Annotated in this window: 17 protein-coding genes; 6 read left to right on the top strand and 11 right to left on the bottom strand. The window is 74.3% G+C overall.

What is annotated here, in order from left to right:
- Window positions 1–222: 222 nt before the first annotated feature.
- Entirely contained in the window at window positions 223–1,347 is a 1,125-nt protein-coding gene (locus LG379_RS02785) for a GuaB3 family IMP dehydrogenase-related protein (protein ID WP_225753048.1), read from the bottom strand.
- A gap of 171 nt (window positions 1,348–1,518) precedes the next feature.
- On the opposite strand from LG379_RS02785, the gene LG379_RS02780 reads away from it, so the two are divergent.
- The gene (locus LG379_RS02780; protein ID WP_225753047.1) at window positions 1,519–2,250 is read left to right on the top strand and encodes an exonuclease domain-containing protein; all 732 of its coding nucleotides are present in this window, start codon (window positions 1,519–1,521) and stop codon (window positions 2,248–2,250) included.
- A gap of 3 nt (window positions 2,251–2,253) precedes the next feature.
- Here the strand turns inward: LG379_RS02780 and LG379_RS02775 are convergent, their stop codons facing one another.
- The gene (locus tag LG379_RS02775; RefSeq protein ID WP_225753046.1) at window positions 2,254–2,718 is read right to left on the bottom strand and encodes a GAF domain-containing protein; all 465 of its coding nucleotides are present in this window, start codon (window positions 2,716–2,718) and stop codon (window positions 2,254–2,256) included.
- A gap of 228 nt (window positions 2,719–2,946) precedes the next feature.
- Between LG379_RS02775 and LG379_RS02770 the strand changes: the two genes are divergently transcribed.
- Window positions 2,947–3,618, top strand: a complete 672-nt coding sequence (locus tag LG379_RS02770) for a hypothetical protein (protein ID WP_225753045.1) — start codon at window positions 2,947–2,949, stop codon at window positions 3,616–3,618.
- Between the two features lie 40 nt (window positions 3,619–3,658).
- Here LG379_RS02770 and LG379_RS02765 read toward each other — a convergent pair whose 3' ends face one another.
- The 6 genes from LG379_RS02765 to LG379_RS02740 all read right to left on the bottom strand — a co-directional run bounded on the left by LG379_RS02765 (window position 3,659) and on the right by LG379_RS02740 (window position 9,153).
- Window positions 3,659–4,327 (bottom strand): DUF3105 domain-containing protein, encoded by a 669-nt coding sequence (locus LG379_RS02765; RefSeq protein WP_225753044.1) that lies wholly within the window; start codon window positions 4,325–4,327, stop codon window positions 3,659–3,661.
- A 103-nt stretch (window positions 4,328–4,430) separates the two neighbouring features.
- Window positions 4,431–4,796 (bottom strand): hypothetical protein, encoded by a 366-nt coding sequence (locus LG379_RS02760; protein ID WP_225753043.1) that lies wholly within the window; start codon window positions 4,794–4,796, stop codon window positions 4,431–4,433.
- Between the two features lie 121 nt (window positions 4,797–4,917).
- Window positions 4,918–5,736: an inositol monophosphatase gene (locus LG379_RS02755; RefSeq protein WP_225753042.1), complete on the bottom strand. Its 819-nt coding sequence runs from the start codon at window positions 5,734–5,736 to the stop codon at window positions 4,918–4,920.
- 67 nt (window positions 5,737–5,803) lie between these two features.
- Window positions 5,804–7,321 (bottom strand): IMP dehydrogenase, encoded by a 1,518-nt coding sequence (guaB, locus tag LG379_RS02750; RefSeq protein WP_225753345.1) that lies wholly within the window; start codon window positions 7,319–7,321, stop codon window positions 5,804–5,806.
- Between the two features lie 93 nt (window positions 7,322–7,414).
- Window positions 7,415–8,125 (bottom strand): response regulator transcription factor, encoded by a 711-nt coding sequence (locus LG379_RS02745; RefSeq protein ID WP_225753041.1) that lies wholly within the window; start codon window positions 8,123–8,125, stop codon window positions 7,415–7,417.
- Window positions 8,126–8,235: 110 nt separating this feature from the next.
- A complete protein-coding gene (locus LG379_RS02740) occupies window positions 8,236–9,153 on the bottom strand; it encodes a MerR family transcriptional regulator (protein ID WP_255632879.1) in 918 nt (305 codons plus the stop codon).
- Window positions 9,154–9,559: 406 nt separating this feature from the next.
- Here LG379_RS02740 and LG379_RS02735 point away from each other — a divergent pair, with 406 nt between their 5' ends.
- Complete coding sequence (locus LG379_RS02735) at window positions 9,560–9,850, top strand: WhiB family transcriptional regulator (protein WP_225753039.1); 291 nt, start codon at window positions 9,560–9,562, stop codon at window positions 9,848–9,850.
- A gap of 192 nt (window positions 9,851–10,042) precedes the next feature.
- Here LG379_RS02735 and groES read toward each other — a convergent pair whose 3' ends face one another.
- Window positions 10,043–10,339, bottom strand: a complete 297-nt coding sequence (gene groES, locus LG379_RS02730; protein ID WP_034222576.1) for a co-chaperone GroES — start codon at window positions 10,337–10,339, stop codon at window positions 10,043–10,045.
- A 206-nt stretch (window positions 10,340–10,545) separates the two neighbouring features.
- Between groES and LG379_RS02725 the strand changes: the two genes are divergently transcribed.
- Genes LG379_RS02725 through LG379_RS02715 form a run of 3 tightly spaced genes read left to right on the top strand, consistent with a single transcriptional unit; the run spans window position 10,546 to window position 13,389 of the window.
- On the top strand, window positions 10,546–11,733 hold the full coding sequence (locus tag LG379_RS02725) for a class I SAM-dependent methyltransferase (protein ID WP_225753038.1): 1,188 nt from the start codon (window positions 10,546–10,548) through the stop codon (window positions 11,731–11,733).
- On the top strand, window positions 11,733–12,869 hold the full coding sequence (locus tag LG379_RS02720; RefSeq protein WP_225753037.1) for a glutamate--cysteine ligase: 1,137 nt from the start codon (window positions 11,733–11,735) through the stop codon (window positions 12,867–12,869). The genes LG379_RS02725 and LG379_RS02720 overlap by 1 nt, the downstream gene beginning before the upstream one ends.
- A gap of 34 nt (window positions 12,870–12,903) precedes the next feature.
- Window positions 12,904–13,389: a DUF664 domain-containing protein gene (locus tag LG379_RS02715; RefSeq protein WP_225753036.1), complete on the top strand. Its 486-nt coding sequence runs from the start codon at window positions 12,904–12,906 to the stop codon at window positions 13,387–13,389.
- Here LG379_RS02715 and LG379_RS02710 read toward each other — a convergent pair.
- Together LG379_RS02710 and LG379_RS02705 are read right to left on the bottom strand one after the other, a co-directional pair.
- A complete protein-coding gene (locus LG379_RS02710; protein ID WP_225753035.1) occupies window positions 13,386–13,790 on the bottom strand; it encodes a VOC family protein in 405 nt (134 codons plus the stop codon). The two genes, LG379_RS02715 and LG379_RS02710, sit on opposite strands and share 4 nt — an antisense overlap.
- A gap of 221 nt (window positions 13,791–14,011) precedes the next feature.
- Window positions 14,012–15,229, bottom strand: a complete 1,218-nt coding sequence (locus tag LG379_RS02705) for a phosphotransferase (protein WP_225753034.1) — start codon at window positions 15,227–15,229, stop codon at window positions 14,012–14,014.
- Between the last annotated feature and the right edge of the window lie 78 nt (window positions 15,230–15,307).

Genomic DNA, 15,307 nt, shown 5'->3' with positions numbered 1-15,307 from the left:
TCCCTGAAAGAGGCCCGGTCGAGCCCGTTCGGATGTTGCTTTGTCTTTGTCTAGTTGGCTTTGTGCCCGGTGTCAACGCGCGCCCCACCGAATCCCACATCGGAGTGCCGAGCCGGCGCGCCCTGCCACAGCCGTCTGCACGCCAGGTGGGCCCATGGTCCTGGGCGCTCGACGGCACAGGCCCCGGTGAGCGGTGCTCACCGGGGCCTGTGGTTCAGGTCGTCAGCGCGGCTGGTACGGCGAGACGACGACCTCGACGCGCTGGAACTCCTTGAGGTCGGAGTAGCCGGTCGTCGCCATGGCGCGGCGCAGCGCGCCGACGAGGTTGAGCGTGCCGTCTGCCTGGCGGCCCGGGCCGAAGAGGATCTCCTCCAGGGTGCCCGCGGTGCCCACCTCGACCCGCTCCCCGCGGGGCAGCTGCGGGTGGTGGGCCTCCGGGCCCCAGTGGAGCCCCTGCCCGGGGGCCTCGGCGGCCCGCGCCAGCGCGGCGCCGAGCATCGCGGCGTCGGCGCCGCAGGCGATCGCCTTGACGAGATCGCCGGACGTGCCCACGCCACCGTCGGCGATGACGTGCACGTAGCGCCCGCCCGACTCGTCGAGGTAGTCCCGGCGAGCCGCGGCGACGTCGGCGACGGCCGTGGCCATGGGGGCGTGGATGCCGAGCGTCGTGCGGGTCGTGTGGGCCGCACCCCCGCCGAAGCCGACGAGCACGCCGGCGGCGCCCGTGCGCATGAGGTGCAGCGCCGCCGTGTACGTCGAGGCGCCACCGACGATTACGGGGACGTCGAGCTCGTAGATGAACCTCTTGAGGTTGAGCGGCTCGGCGACCCCCGACACGTGCTCCGCCGAGACGGTCGTGCCGCGGATGACGAACAGGTCCACGCCCGCGTCCACCACCGTGCGCCAGAACTGCTGCGTGCGCTGCGGCGAGAGGGCGCCCGCGACGGTGACCCCCGCGTCGCGCACCTCCTTGAGCCGGACGGAGATGAGGTCGGCACGGATGGGCGCTGCGTAGATCTCCTGCATGCGCGCGGTGGCGAGGTCCGGCTCGAGGTCGGCGATCTCGTCCAGCAGGGGCTCGGGGTCCTCGTACCGCGTCCACAGGCCCTCGAGGTCGAGCACCGCGAGGCCGCCCAGCCGACCGAACGCGACGGCGGTCCGGGGGCTCGTCACCGAGTCCATCGGGGCCGCGACGATCGGCAGGTCGAAGTGGTAGGCGTCGATCTGCCAGGAGGTCGAGACCTCCTCGGGGTCGCGGGTGCGGCGCGACGGCACCACGGCGACGTCGTCGAAGGAGAAGGCGCGGCGGCCGCGCTTGCCCCGACCGATCTCGATCTCGTTGCTCACCGGCACAGGCTACCGGCGGGCCGTCCGCTCGCGACGCGGGCGACCGGCTCCCGGGAAGCGGGCCGGTGGCCGCGCACCGGCAGCGCCGCGCCGCCGCTCCGACGCACCGGCGTGCCGACGACGTCGTGTCGGTGGCCGCTGGCAGGGTGCGGTGCAAGGAGGTGCACGGACATGAGCTGGATCCACGCGGGGATCGTCGGCTTCGACACGGAGACCACGGGCGTCGACGTGGACGAGGACCGGATCGTCAGCGCCGCGCTGATCCACCGGGTCGCCCGTCCGGGCGGGGTCGCGACGACGGTCCGCACCTGGCTGCTGGACCCGGGCGTCGAGATCCCCACCGGGGCGACCGCGATCCACGGCATCACGACGGAGCACGCACGTCGCCACGGCGCCCCGGCGCCGGTGGCGCTTGACGAGATCGCGCAGGCCCTGGTCGCCGCCCAGCGGCGCGGTGAGCCGGTGGTGGCCTACAACGCGTCCTTCGACCTCACCCTCCTCGACGTGGAGCTGCGGCGGCACGGCCTGCCCACCGTGCCCGATCGGCTCGGGCGGGCCGCCGCCCCGGTCCTGGACCCCTTCGTCCTCGACCGGACGCTCGACCCGTACCGGCCCGGGTCGCGCCGTCTCGGCGACCTGTGCGAGCGCTACGGGGTCACGGCCGCCGCGCCCCTGCACAGCGCCGACGTCGACGTCCTGGCCACGCTCGACGTGCTCGCACGGATGGTGGAGCTCCATCCCGCCCTGCGGGACCGGACCGCCGCCGAGCTCCACGCGCTGCAGGCCGCGGAGCACCGGGCCTGGGCGGACGTCTTCAACGCCGAGCGCCTCGCACGCGGCTCCTCGGGGACACCGGCCGAGCCGCACTGGCCCGCACGGCTGCCGGTGCCGTCGCCGGTCTGACGGTCAGGCCCCGAGCCTCGTCCGGACCGCCTCGGCGAGGCGCCAGATGACCTGGTCCATGCCCACGAGGCGCTCGCGGTCCCACGGGTCGAGGTCGTCGGAGTAGAGGTTGAGGGCGACCGTCGTGCCCTCGTCGACGTACGCGGGCAGCGCCGCGGACGACCGGAAGCCGGCCACCAGGGCCGCGGAGCGCCATGCGGGCCAACGGGTCTCGGGGTGGAGGTCCGGCACGAGGATCCCGCCCAGCTGCTCCATGGCCGTGACGCACGGGCCCTCACCGCTCCGGACCTCCACCTGGTCGCAGTGGGCGGCCCGGTCGTCGCTGCTGCCGACGTGGGCGAGCGTGCCCCGGCGCAGGACGGTGATGCTGCAGTGGGTGTCGGACCCGAGCTCCTCCGCGGCCGCGGCCGCGTAGCCGTTCATCGCGTCGGTCTCGAGGGAGCCGTTCTCGTTCTCGTGCACGTCCATCGCGGCGTCCCTCCGGGGTCGACAGCCGGGCGTGGTCGCGATCACCCTGACACGCGGACGATCGGGCCGCATGCCGGCGGTGTCGCGCACGTCACCCTCCGTGGCGCGGCGTCTGGCGCGCGATGGCGGTGGAGCGCCGGTAGAACGTCCCCGTGATGCCGTGCGAGGCATCGCGGCCCGCACACCGGACGACCCGACCGGCCGGGCACGAGCGGCCTGGAGCACTGCGTGACCAGCAGCGACACCACCACCCTCCCCCGGCAGTCCCCGACCGGGCGTCACGGGACGGCAACCGCCGTGGAGGACCTGCGCTCCCGCGTCCAGGCCCTCGTCCCGTCGATCACGGGCATGAGCGTCACCGTGGTCGACGGGGGCAGTCCCTTCACGGCCGCCGCGTCCGACCCCCGGACCGCGGCGCTCGACGCCGTGCAGTACGTCGAGGGTGGCCCTGCGGTGACGAGCACGGTGGAGCGGCGGGACGTGGAGGTGACCGACACCCTCGACGACGACGCCGTCTCCGAGTGGGGCGTCTTCACGGCGGCGGCCACCGCGAGGGACATCCGCTCGACGTTCTCGGTCACGGCCCCGGCCACCGAGGGCACGAGCGTCACGGTGACGTTCCTCGCGACGGAGCCCCACGCGTTCGCCGCGGTGCAGCGGGACGTCCGGGACCTCGTTGACCGCCTGCCCGCGGCGACCTTCACGGGCGGGGCGCCCATCCCGCCGACGGCGCTCGGGGCATCCGCTCGGGACCTCGACCTCGTGGAGCAGGCCGTCGGCGTCGTGGCTGCCGCCGCGGGGGTCTCCCTCGGCGAGGCCCAGCAGCTCCTGCCCGACGCGGCAGCGCGCGCCCAGGTCGACGTCGCCGCGGCCGCTCGAGCCGTCCTGGGCGAGGACTGACGAGTGGGGGGCCGGCGCTCGATGTGAGCGGACGTGGCCCTCAGCCGCCGACGCCGCCCTGGCACGGCGCGCCGGGCTCCGGCGTCTGCTCGCCCTGCAGGTACCGCGCGAGGAACGGCGCGACGCGCTCGTCCTCGACCGACTCGACCTCGAGCTGGACGCCCCACGCCGTCGCCACGACCGGGGCCGCCAGCCCCTCGTACGGGCTCACGAGCAGGTACGGGTTCGCGGCGGCGAGCTCCCTCAGCGTGCCGACCTGCGACTCGTCGAGGTCGGGTCGGTACGCGAGCCACACCGCGCCGTGCTCGAGGGAGTGGACGGCGTTCTCGTCGGCGACCGGCACGTCGTAGAACCCGCAGTTCTGCACGACGGGCGAGTGGTCCCCGCCGACCGGCGGGAGCACGCCCTCGTCCGTCTCGACGAGTGCCTGCTGCTCCTCGGGGACCTCGCCCTCGACGTGCCCGGCCGACGGGACGTCCACGAGCTCCTCGCCCTCGATCGGCGCCGCCGCGACGTCGGCGACCTCGTCCTGCTGCCGGAGGGCGTCCGCGATGAGGAAGGCCGCGGGGACGGCCAGCGCCAGCACGACCGCGGCGACGACGAGGACGACGAGGCGCCGTCGTCGTCGTTCCGCCCGCTCCTGCTCGGCCTGGACCTGCGCCAGCGCCTCGCGTCGGGCGTCGCGGGTGTCGGTCTTCCTCGAGCTCATCGTCTCCCCAGGTGCGTCGTGCGTGGGAGCCGACCGCGCTCGGTCGGCTCCGGTGCGTGGCCGGGCCGGCGGCGCCACCGCGCCGCCGGCCCCGACGCCCTCGTCACCCTGCCGGCGGCAGCGACACGAAGGCGTCGACGTCCACGCGGGTGCCCTTGGACTTGCCGAGCTTCGTCCCGAGCACCCGCACCTCCAGTGTGTGCGTCACCGCCGGGTCGAGCGAGTTGCGGCTGAACACGACCTGCCGTGTCCTCGTGGCGGAGTTGAACAGGTCGACGGTCGCGACCCGTTGGCCGTCGAGCCACACCTCCGCCTGGCCGCGGTTGCTCGCGAGGGTGGAGACCCAGGCGATGCTGCTGCCGCTGAACGTCACCCGGCTGACGGCACCGCGAGCGCTCGCGTGCCGCACGGCACCCCCGTAGCTGCCGGTCTGGTTCGCCTGCGTCCACGTGCCGGAGGGGTAGGTCACGGCCGGCGCCGTCCCTGGCCACGACCGTGAACCGGTAGGTCCGTCCCGGGGTCAGGTTCTGCGTGGTCGACGTCGCCGTGGTGGTGACCGGGAATTCACCCGTCTGCCGAGAGGTGCCCGGTCAGGCTCGCACGGCCGCACCGAGCGCCGCCTGGACGGTGCGCCAGGTGGCGTCGTCCGCGGCGGCCAGCAAGGGGCCCCCGACCGGCAGCGCGGTGTACTCGGTGCCGTCGAAGAACCGCGACACTCCCCCCGCCTCCCGGACCAGCACGGCGCCCGGGGCGTGGTCCCACGGCGAGGACCGCCAGTAGCCGAGGTAGTCGCGCTCGCCGGTCGCGAGCTGCGAGTACTCCCACCCGGACCACAGCCGCTGCGCGGTTCCGGCGCCGAGTCCCAGGTCGGGCGAGCCGGCCTCGACGCGCCGTCGGGTCGCGGCGTCCATCGCCCAGACGGCGACGGCACCGGGTGGTGCGCGAGCCGGCGGACCCCGAGGCGATCTCCGGTGCCCGCCCACCCATGCACCGGAGCCGCGCTCGGCGACGAAGGTGCGACCGTGCGCCGGCAGGCAGATCCACCCGGCGACCGCCTCGCCGTGCTCGACGAGCGCCACCATGACGGCGTGGTCCGGGGAGCCCTCGACGAAGGCGCGCGTGCCGTCCAGCGGGTCCACGACCCACGCCCGCGGTGCACCCACCAGCGCGTCGAGCACGGTCGGGTCCGCGGCGACCGCCTCCTCGCCGACGACGGGCACGCCGGGGGCCAGCGCCGCCAGGCCCTCCGTGAGCAGCGCCTCCGCCTCGTGGTCGACGACCGTGACGACGTCGTCGGCGCCCTTCGCGTGGACCTCTCCGGACGTCAGCGCACGGAAGCGCGGCGAGACGACGGTGGCGGCGACGTGCTCGACCAGCGAGCGCACGGCGTCCACGTCGATCCTGCTCATCCGGTCCCCCTCCGCGGCCAGGCCATCCCGCCACGGTGTCATGGGCGGCGGCGCGCCCCCCTGCTCGTCAGCGACCGGAGTAGTTCGGCGCCTCGACCGTCATCTGGATGTCGTGCGGGTGCGACTCCTTGAGCCCCGCGGAGGTGATCCGGACGAAACGGCCGCGCTGCTGCAGCTCGCTGATCGTCCGTGCCCCGACGTAGAACATGGACTGCTGCAGGCCGCCGACGAGCTGGTGCGCCACCGCCCGCAGCGGACCGCGGTAGGGCACCTGGCCCTCGATGCCCTCGGGCACGATCTTCTCGTCGCTGGCGACGTCGGCCTGGAAGTAGCGGTCCTTGGAGTAGGAGACGCGTCCGCGGGACGCCATCGCGCCGAGCGACCCCATGCCCCGGTAGTGCTTGAACTGCTTGCCGTTGACGAAGACGAGCTCGCCGGGGCTCTCCTCGCAGCCGGCGAGCAGCGAGCCGAGCATCACGGTGTCGGCGCCGGCCACGAGGGCCTTCGCGATGTCGCCGGAGTACTGCAGGCCGCCGTCGCCGATCACGGGCACGCCCGCGGGCCGGCAGGCCTTGGCCGCCTCGTGGATGGCCGTGACCTGGGGGACGCCGACCCCCGCCACGACGCGCGTCGTGCAGATGGAGCCCGGGCCGACGCCGACCTTCACCGCGTCGGCGCCCGCGTCGACGAGCGCCTGGGCGCCGGTCCGCGTCGCCACGTTGCCGCCGATGACCTGGACGCCGCGCGCCGCCGGGTCCGTCTTGAGCCGGTGGATCATCGAGAGCATGGCCTGGGCGTGCCCGTGGGCCGTGTCGACGACGAGGACGTCCACGCCCGCCTCGACGAGCGCCATGGCACGCTCCCAGGCGTCGCCGTAGAAGCCGACGGCGGCCGCCACGCGCAGGCGCCCGCTCTCGTCCTTGGTGGCGTGGGGGTACTGCTCCGTCTTGACGAAGTCCTTGACCGTGATGAGGCCCGCGAGGCGGCCGTCGTCGTCCACGAGGGGCAGCTTCTCGACCTTGTGCTTGGCCAGCAGGGCGGCGGCCTCGGTCCGCGCGATGCCCACGTGCCCCGTGACGAGCGGCATGCGCGTCATCACGTCCTCGACGCGCCGGGCGGAGAACTCGGCGGGCGGCACGAACCGCAGGTCGCGGTTGGTGATGATGCCGAGGACCCGCCTGTCCGCGTCGACGACCGGCAGGCCGGAGACCCGGTACTCGCCGCAGAGCGCGTCGAGCTCGGCCAGCGTCGCGTCGGGCCGGATGGTGACCGGGTCGGTCACCATGCCGGACTCGGACCGCTTCACCAGGGTGACCTGCTGGGCCTGGTCCTCGATCGACAGGTTGCGGTGCAGGACGCCGATGCCGCCTTGCCGCGCCATCGCGATGGCCATCCGCGCCTCGGTGACCGTGTCCATCGCCGCGGAGAGCAGCGGGACGGCGACGGAGACGTCCTTCGTCAGCCGGCTCGTCGTGTCGACCTCCGACGGGATGACGTCGCTCTCCCCGGGCAGCAGGAGGACGTCGTCGTACGTGAGGCCGAGGAAGCCGAAGGGGTCCCCGGCGGTGGCCGTGCCGTCCTCCAGGGCGGCTGCGGACGTGGTGACGGGCTCGGGCGCGTTCACCCGGCGATAGTACGCACCTGCACCGGTCGACGACGCCCGCCGACCGGCCCTCGGTCAGCGGATGAGGCCCCGGCGCAGGCCGATCGCGACCGCCTGGGCGCGGTCTGACGCGCCGAGCTTGCGGAACAGCCGCCGCGCGTGGGTCTTGACGGTGTCCTCGGACAGGAAGAGGTCGGCGCCGATCTGCGCGTTGGACCGCCCGTGGCTCATACCGGAGAGCACCTCGAGCTCCCGCTTGGTCAGGTCGCCGGCGCCCGTGGGTGCCGGCGCGGTGTGCGTGCCGTTGCGCGGGGGGCCGGCTCCCGGCCCCGCCGCCACGCCTGCCGACGTGCCGAGGCCCACCGGGCGGGCCGGTACGCCGTCGGACCGTTCCTGACGGGCCGCCTGCTGGGGCACGACCGAGGCCGAGAGGCTGTGCGCCGCGACGGCGGCGAGCTCGCTGCGGTCGACGTCGGGCGCGAGGTAGCCACGCGCCCCCAGTGCGATGGCGCGGTCCAGGGTGATCTCGTCGCCGGGCACGGCGAGCATGATGACGACCGGGTTGACGCCGATGACCCGGAGGCGGCGCAGCGCCTCGATCGGGCCGGTGCCGGGCAGGTGCGCGTCCAGGAGGACGAGGGCCGGGGCGGCACGCCGGGCCAGCGCGAGGAGCTCTTCGGCCGTGGCTGCCGCCCGTGCTGGCGCGAGGGCGGGGATGCCGTGGGCAGCCGCGACGACCCTCTCGCGCACGCTCGAGGAGCCGTGGCACACGATGACGCCTGCCATCGGCCCTCCTTCCGATCAGTCGCCGGCCGCGCCGACGGCACGACGCTCGTCGTACGGGGACTTCATCGGCCGGAGAGCGGCCCGACCTGAGCGCCGGACGGGGGTGAACCTCACCGCACCGTCGCCACGACCTCGTGCAGGGTGCCCGGGAGGGTGCGGACACGGTGCACGGTGGCCGCGACCGGCAGGTCGAGCGTGCTGCTCGCGTCGCCCTGGACGAACACGGGGATGGTCTCGTCCGTCTCCACGAGAACCCGGACGACCTCGGCCGCCAGGACCGGGTCCGTGTCCTCGCCGCCGACGTGGACGAGGACGGCGGCCGGACGCACCCGGGAGAGGGCCTCCACGGCCGCGCGCGGCGTCGTCGACGACAGCACCCGTGCCCGCACGCCCCGCTCCTGCAGCGCCGTGGCGACGACGTGCACGAGGAGGTCCGAGCCCCGACCGGTCGACAGGGCCAGGACGACCGCCGGTGCGGCCACCTTCCCCTCGCCCTCCTCGGCACCTCGCGCGGCCGAGACGGCGGCCCTGCTGCGCAGCTCGGCGAACGCGGCGGCGACCAGTGCCGGTGCGGCGTGCTCGCCCGGCCCTTCCAGCGTCACCCTGCCCACGAGGGTCCGCAGCGCGGGGTCGACGAGGTCCGTCCACCACGCCAGTGCGTCGCGCGGTTGCACCCGCGACAGCATCCAGCGCACCGCCGCGTTGTCGAAGTGACCTGCCGCGGCCACGAGCGCCGGCGGGTCGGGCGCCATGGGCGTGGCGTGGGCGTACGCGTCGACGACCTCGGTCACCGAGGGCGCATGGACGACGTCGCCCTGCGTCTGCGACGGGTCGGCCGACAGGGCGGCGCGGGCGGCCTCCGCCGGTGCGACGCCCTCGAGGGTGAGCCGGCGCATCACGAGCAGACGTGCGACGTCCTCGGAGGAGTACCGCCGGTGGGCGCCGGCCAGGTGCTCCGACGGGCCGAGCCCGTACCGGCGGTCCCAGGTGCGCAGGGTCGCCGGGGCGACGCCGAGTCGACGGGCCACCGCGGCGACGGTGAGCGAGGGGCCTGTGCTGGCGACGTCCGTGTCCGCTCCCGATCTCGGCGTGGTCGGCGACGTGCGCCGCGTCGGCCCTCGATCGGGGCGCCTGCCGCCGGCGTCGGCGCGGGCGGACCCTGAACTGGCCATGGCTCGATTGTGCCCGGTTCGCGAAGCGATGCGCCACCGCACACGCTGCGCGGGGCTCAGCAGCACCCCGGGAGCCGCGCGCGTCCGCGCTTCGGCGGCACTCGTCGAGCGCTTCAGCCGCCGTGGCGGCGAACACCCGGGCACATCTGATTCGAAGAAGTTTGAACGAGGGGGTTGACCAACTTGTGACGCGGTTCTAGGTTGGGCATCAGTTCGCGGTTGATCGCACCGATCACCGCCGGCCTTGAACACGGAGGACAACATGACGGAGATCTCGCGGCTTCCCGGCCCAGTGATGGACCTGTGGGAGTGGCAGTACGAAGGCAAGTGCCGCGAGGCCGACCCGACGCTGTTCTTCCACCCCGAGGGTGAGCGCGGCTCCGCTCGTCGTCGTCGTGCCGAGGCCGCGAAGGCCGTCTGCGCGACCTGCCCCGTCCTCGACGCGTGCCGTGAGCACTCGCTCGCCGTCCGCGAGCCGTACGGCGTGTGGGGCGGGCTGTCGGAGGAGGAGCGCACGGCGGTCCTGCAGAAGCGGCTCCGCAAGGTCTCCTGACCCCCGCGCCACCGCGTCCCCAGACCGACGAGGCCCCGCTCCGAGACGGAGCGGGGCCTCGTGCATGAGGGGACGAGAACGACGAAGCCCCGCTCCGGAGGGAGCGGGGCTTCGTACGTCACGCCGTGGAGGGTCGCCCCTCCCCCGGCGGCGACGCGAGGCGCCGAGGCCCTCGCGCGCGCCGTCGAGCTGTCAGCGCTCGACGACCGCGAGGATGTCGCGCGCGGAGAGGATGAGGTACTCCTCGCCCGCGTACTTCACCTCGGTGCCGCCGTACTTGCTGTAGATGACCTTGTCACCGACCTGGACGTCCAGCGGGATGCGCTGGCCGTTGTCGTCGACCCGACCGGGGCCGACCGCGAGGACCTCGCCCTCCTGGGGCTTCTCCTTCGCGGTGTCGGGGATGACGAGGCCCGAGGCCGTCGTCTGCTCTGCCTCGAGCGTCTTGACGACGACGCGGTCCTCGAGCGGCTTGATGGAGACCGACACAGCGGACCTCCCCTTCGCATTCGTGGGAACGGACGGATGATCGCGGCAGCCTGCGCGCACCTCGCCGTCGTCGCGGGTGCCGGCGGGGGGCATGCAGTCTGCGTCGGCACTCGACGGGGTCGAGTGCCAGATCAGAATCTAGGCCGCGGTTAGCACTCGGTCAACACGAGTGCCAGCCCTGACGTCGTGCGTGCAAGGATCGGCCCGTGGACCCGGACGCCCTCTCGCGCCTGCTCAGCCCCGACGGGTGGGCCCTGCTGGGCGCGCTGCCGCCCTACGACGAGCGGCTGGCCATGGTGCTGTCGGACCAGCTCCGCAAGCAGGGCGTCGACGCGGCTCTCGTCGCCGCCGCACTCACCCAGTCCCGGCTGCGCGCCCGGGCGCGGGACAAGTTCGACGACTTCGCCGACGGCATGCTCTTCACGCCCGAGGGCCTCGAGCAGGCGACGCGCCTCACCGTCGCCGCCCGCCACGCGCAGCGCTACGCCCTGGCCGGCTGCACCAAGGTCGCGGACCTCACGTGCGGCCTCGGTGGGGACGCGATGGCGATGGCGGCTCTGGGCGTGCCGGTCCTCGCCACGGACGTCGACGAGCTCACGGCCGCCCTCGCGACCGTGAACCTGCGCCACTTCCCCGACGCCGAGGTCCGGCACGGCGACGGCCTGGCGCTGGACCTCGAGGCCGAGGGCGTGGACGGTGTCTTCGCCGACCCTGCCCGGCGCACGACCGGCGGTCGGCGGCGGCACGACCCGGCCGCCTACGCGCCGCCCCTGGACCGGGTCCTCGCCGTCCGCGAGCGCGTGCCCGCCCTCGGGGTCAAGGTCGGCCCCGCCATCCCGCACGACCTCGTGCCGGACGACGCCGAGGCGCAGTGGGTCAGCGTGGACGGCGACGTCGTCGAGGCAGGGCTGTGGTTCGGCCCGCTCGCACCGGAGGGTCCCGGGCGCGGCGCCCTCGTCCTGCGCGGCCAGGACGCCACGGCGGTCCGGACCCCGCCGGACGGCGTCCCGCAGCCCGATGTCGGTCCGGTCGGCGCGTACCTGCACGAGCCGGACGGCGCCGTCATCCGCGCCGGGCTGGTCGCGCTCGTCGCGGAGGAGGTGCACGGGCGACTCGTGGACCCCACCATTGCGTACGTGACCTCGGACACCCGCGCGAGCAGCGCCGTCGCGCAGTCCTACCGCGTCGTGGACACGATGCCGTTCGGCGTGAAGCGGCTGCGGACGGCACTCCGCGAGCGCGGGGTGGGGCGGCTCACCATCAAGAAGCGCGGGACCGCCGTGGTCCCCGAGCAGCTGCGCAAGCAGCTGGACCTTCGCGGCGACAACGAGGCGACCGTCGTCCTCACGCGCGTCGCCGGCGCCCAGACCGTGCTGCTCGTGGAGCGTGCCTGATGCAGATCCCCTTCGCCCGGTCCGAGCGCTCGACCCTGGGGGTCGAGTGGGAGCTCGCGCTCGTCGACGCCGACAGCGGTGACCTTCGTCAGGTCGCGCAGACGGTGCTCGACGCCGTCGCGCCGAAGGACGGCGAGGAGCACCCGACCATCAAGCAGGAGCTGCTGCTCAACACGGTCGAGATCGTCACGGGCGTGTGCCGGACGGTCGGGGAGGCGGCGGCGGACCTGGAGCGCAGCATCGCCGAGATCCGCGAGGTGACGGACCCGCTCCGCGTGGAGCTCATGTGCGCCGGGACCCACCCCTTCGCACGCTGGAGCAACCAGAAGGTCACCGACAAGCAGCGGTACGCGACCCTCATCGACCGGACGCAGTGGTGGGGCCGGCAGATGCTCATCTACGGGGTGCACGTCCACGTCGGCATCGAGGACCGCGCCAAGGTGCTCCCCATCCTCCGGGCGATGCTCACCTACTTCCCGCACCTGCAGTCCCTCTCGGCGTCGTCACCGTTCTGGGGCGGCAAGGACACGGGCTACGCGTCGAACCGTGCCCTGATGTTCCAGCAGCTGCCGACGGCGGGGCTGCCGTTCCAGTTCGACGACTGGTCGCAGCTGGAGGCGTACACCGCGGACATGATGCACACCGGCGTCATCGACCAGTTCGACGAGATCCGGTGGGACCTGCGTCCGTCGCCGCGGTTCGGGACGCTCGAGATGCGCATCTGCGACGGAGCGTCGAACCTCACCGAGGTCAGCGCGTTCGCGGCGATGATCCAGTGCCTGGTGGAGCACTTCTCCACGATGCTCGACGAGGGCAAGGAGACGCCGCGGCTGCAGCCCTGGTTCGCGCAGGAGAACAAGTGGCGCTCCGCCCGCTACGGCATGGACGCGATCATCATCACCAGCGCCCAGGGCGACGAGGAGCTCGTCGGAGACGCCGTCGAGCGGATGCTCGTCGACCTCGAGCCGACGGCGGAGCGGCTGGGGTGCCAGGCCGAGCTGGACGGCGTCCGCACGATCCTCCACAAGGGCGCCTCCTACCAGCGCCAACGGGCGGTGGCCCGCCGCAACGGGGGCGAGCTCGACGCCGTCGTCAGCTCCCTCGTCAAGGAGATGCGGGCGGGGCGTCCGCTGTGACGGCGGCCCGCGCCGCACGGTCCGCGGGGCGCCGGTGAGCCGCGAGCGCACCCGGCTCCTCGAGCTCCTCGGCGCCGAGCGCCGCCACGTGCTGGCGGCCGTCGACGGGCTGGGCGAGCCCGACCTGACGGTGCCCGTGGCGCCGTCGGGCTGGTCGATGGCGCAGATGCTCCACCACCTGACGTACGACGACGAGATCTTCTGGGCCGGGGCGATCGTCGGTGCCGACGAGGAGTGCATCGGGCTCCTCCAGGACGGCTGGGCCGTCCCGGTGACGACCGGCGCGGAGGCGGTGGAGGGGTACCGGCGGTGGACGCGTCACGTCGACGCGCTGCTCGCCGACGTCAACCTCGACGCGCCACCGCGGTGGTGGCCGCCTCAGGAGGTCTTCCCGTTCCGGCCGTTCGAGGACGCGCGCGCCTGCGTGCTGCGCCTCCTCGTGGAGACGGCGACCCACGCCGGTCACCTCGACATGGCGCGCGAGCGGATCGACGGCAGTCAGCACCTCGTGGTCGGTTAGCCCTCGCCCTCGAACCCGATGAGCCAGTGCAGGCCGTACCGGTCGACGACCTGCCCGTCCGTCGCGCCCCAGGGCTTCGACTGCAGGTCGTCGACGACACGACCGCCGTCGGCGAGCCGGGCGAACCACGTCCGCAGGACGGCCGGCTCCGCCGCACCGAGCAGCGCGAGCATCATCCCCTCGCACCGGATCGGCGCGTCGTCGCCGGCCGCGTCGGCCGCGAACAGCTCCACCGGCCCACCCGCGAGGTGCCCGTGGGCGATCGCACCGGCCGGGCCGTCCGTCCGGCCGAACTCCTCGAACGTGTGGAGCTCGACCTCGCAGCCGAAGATCTCCGCGTAGGACGTGAGCGCGGCGCGCGCGGTGCCCGGGAGGTGGATGTACGGCGTCGGTGCGGTCATCGGGCAGATGCTTCCACCGCCGGCCGACACGCGCCCGTCGCCGGCATCGCTGTCGTCCCGGGCATGCAGGCGCAGGCGCCTGGTAGCCGACCGGCTCCGGAGGTGTGGGATGAACGACCGCTCACGGCCGCCGGGCGGCTGATGTCGGCTCGCGTGGTGGCCGTCGTGCTCGCCCTGGTGAGCGTGCCTCGACGGGTCGCGGCCGTCCGGCCGGCGGCCCCCTAGCCTTCGCCGCCGGCGAGGTCGGCGGCGGTCGTGAGCCAGCGACGCGGGTCCTGGGAGTGGTAGACCCGCTCGCTCGGCTCGATGGCCTCGAGGAACCCGTCGTAGATCACCGCCTGGCGCAGCGCCGAGACGGGCGCGAGGAGCCGGGCGGCGCGCGACGGGTCGCAGCCGGGTGCGGCGGCGCGCCAGAGGGCGTCCCAGTGGTCGACCACCGCGGGCCGCTCTCCGGCGGGGATCCGCTCGAAGAACGCGGCCCGGTCCAGCAAGGGGTGACCGACGCCGCAGTCCCCCCAGTCGAGGAGCACCAGCCGTGAGTCGTCCCCGCGGAGGTTCCCCGGGTGGAAGTCGCCGTGGACGAGGCTGTCCGGCACACCGCACTCCTCGATCGCCCGGAACCGGTCGGGCAGCTCGTCGACGAGCCGCTCGCACACCAGCCGGGTCGCCCGGCTCAGGTGCGGCCCGACGCGGACGACCGCCTCCCCGGCCCTGCTCGCGAGCGCCCCGGGTCGCCAGTCCGGTGCGCCCAGTCCCCGGAGCTCGTCCAGTCGGTCCACCCATCCCGTCTGCACGCCCACCAGCAGCGACACCATCCGGAGCAGCAGCGATCCCGTCGCCCCGTAGTGGTCCTCGCCGGGCACCTCGTCGAGCAGGATGCGGGGGCCCTCCCTGGCGAGCAGGGGCGGCACCACTGCGGGATCCAGCCGCGAGAGGACAGCACCCTCGTGGGCGAAGAAGGGCGGCACGACCTTGAGCCACGCCGCGCCGTCGGCCGTGGGAAGTCGCCACAGGCTCGACAGGTTCCACGTCCGGACCTGGCGAGCCGGCCCTGTCCGCGCGCGGCCCCCGGCGGCGAGGGCGGCGTCGGCCCACGCGAGGTCCCCGGCGGGACCGCCGGGCCGGGCGTACGGCAGCCGGAGGACATGCGCCTCGAGCGGCGACGTCCACGGTGAGAGCGCCCCGACGGGGCCGGCCACCTCGGCCAGGTACGTCACCGGCCCACCGAGGGCGTCCGGCGACGCCCCCTCGAGCACCCGGAGCACGGTGACGTCGACGCCGTGGGCGGCGCGCGCTCCCTCGACCACCGAGGCCACCTCGTTCCACCACGGCACACGGACCGAGAACGGCGGCAACGCACCGAGCACCTCGCCGTCGGCCCGGCACAGGACGAGGGTGACCTCGCGCGGCGGCGGACGGGTCGGGTCGGACGTCGTCACGGGCACCATGGTGACGGCACGAGCAGTGGTGGCCGGCCGGAATCGCCGGATCCCTGGCCGCAGGAGCGCGCCACCAGC

The sequence above is a fragment of the Actinotalea sp. Marseille-Q4924 genome, assembly GCF_916618755.1.
Lineage (GTDB): Bacteria > Actinomycetota > Actinomycetes > Actinomycetales > Cellulomonadaceae > Actinotalea.
Note: the sequence above shows the minus strand (reverse complement) of the source record. Positions and strands in the feature narration are given on the sequence as shown.

Excerpts from the sequence above, each read along its gene's own strand:
- LG379_RS02780 (WP_225753047.1), top strand. The coding sequence starts at position 1,519 with ATGAGCTGGATCCACGCGGGGATCGTCGGCTTCGACACGGAGACCACG.
- LG379_RS02775 (WP_225753046.1), bottom strand. The coding sequence starts at position 2,718 with ATGGACGTGCACGAGAACGAGAACGGCTCCCTCGAGACCGACGCGATG.
- LG379_RS02765 (WP_225753044.1), bottom strand. The coding sequence starts at position 4,327 with ATGAGCTCGAGGAAGACCGACACCCGCGACGCCCGACGCGAGGCGCTG.
- LG379_RS02755 (WP_225753042.1), bottom strand. The coding sequence starts at position 5,736 with ATGAGCAGGATCGACGTGGACGCCGTGCGCTCGCTGGTCGAGCACGTC.
- LG379_RS02745 (WP_225753041.1), bottom strand. The coding sequence starts at position 8,125 with ATGGCAGGCGTCATCGTGTGCCACGGCTCCTCGAGCGTGCGCGAGAGG.
- LG379_RS02735 (WP_225753039.1), top strand. The coding sequence starts at position 9,560 with ATGACGGAGATCTCGCGGCTTCCCGGCCCAGTGATGGACCTGTGGGAG.
- LG379_RS02720 (WP_225753037.1), top strand. The coding sequence starts at position 11,733 with ATGCAGATCCCCTTCGCCCGGTCCGAGCGCTCGACCCTGGGGGTCGAG.
- LG379_RS02710 (WP_225753035.1), bottom strand. The coding sequence starts at position 13,790 with ATGACCGCACCGACGCCGTACATCCACCTCCCGGGCACCGCGCGCGCC.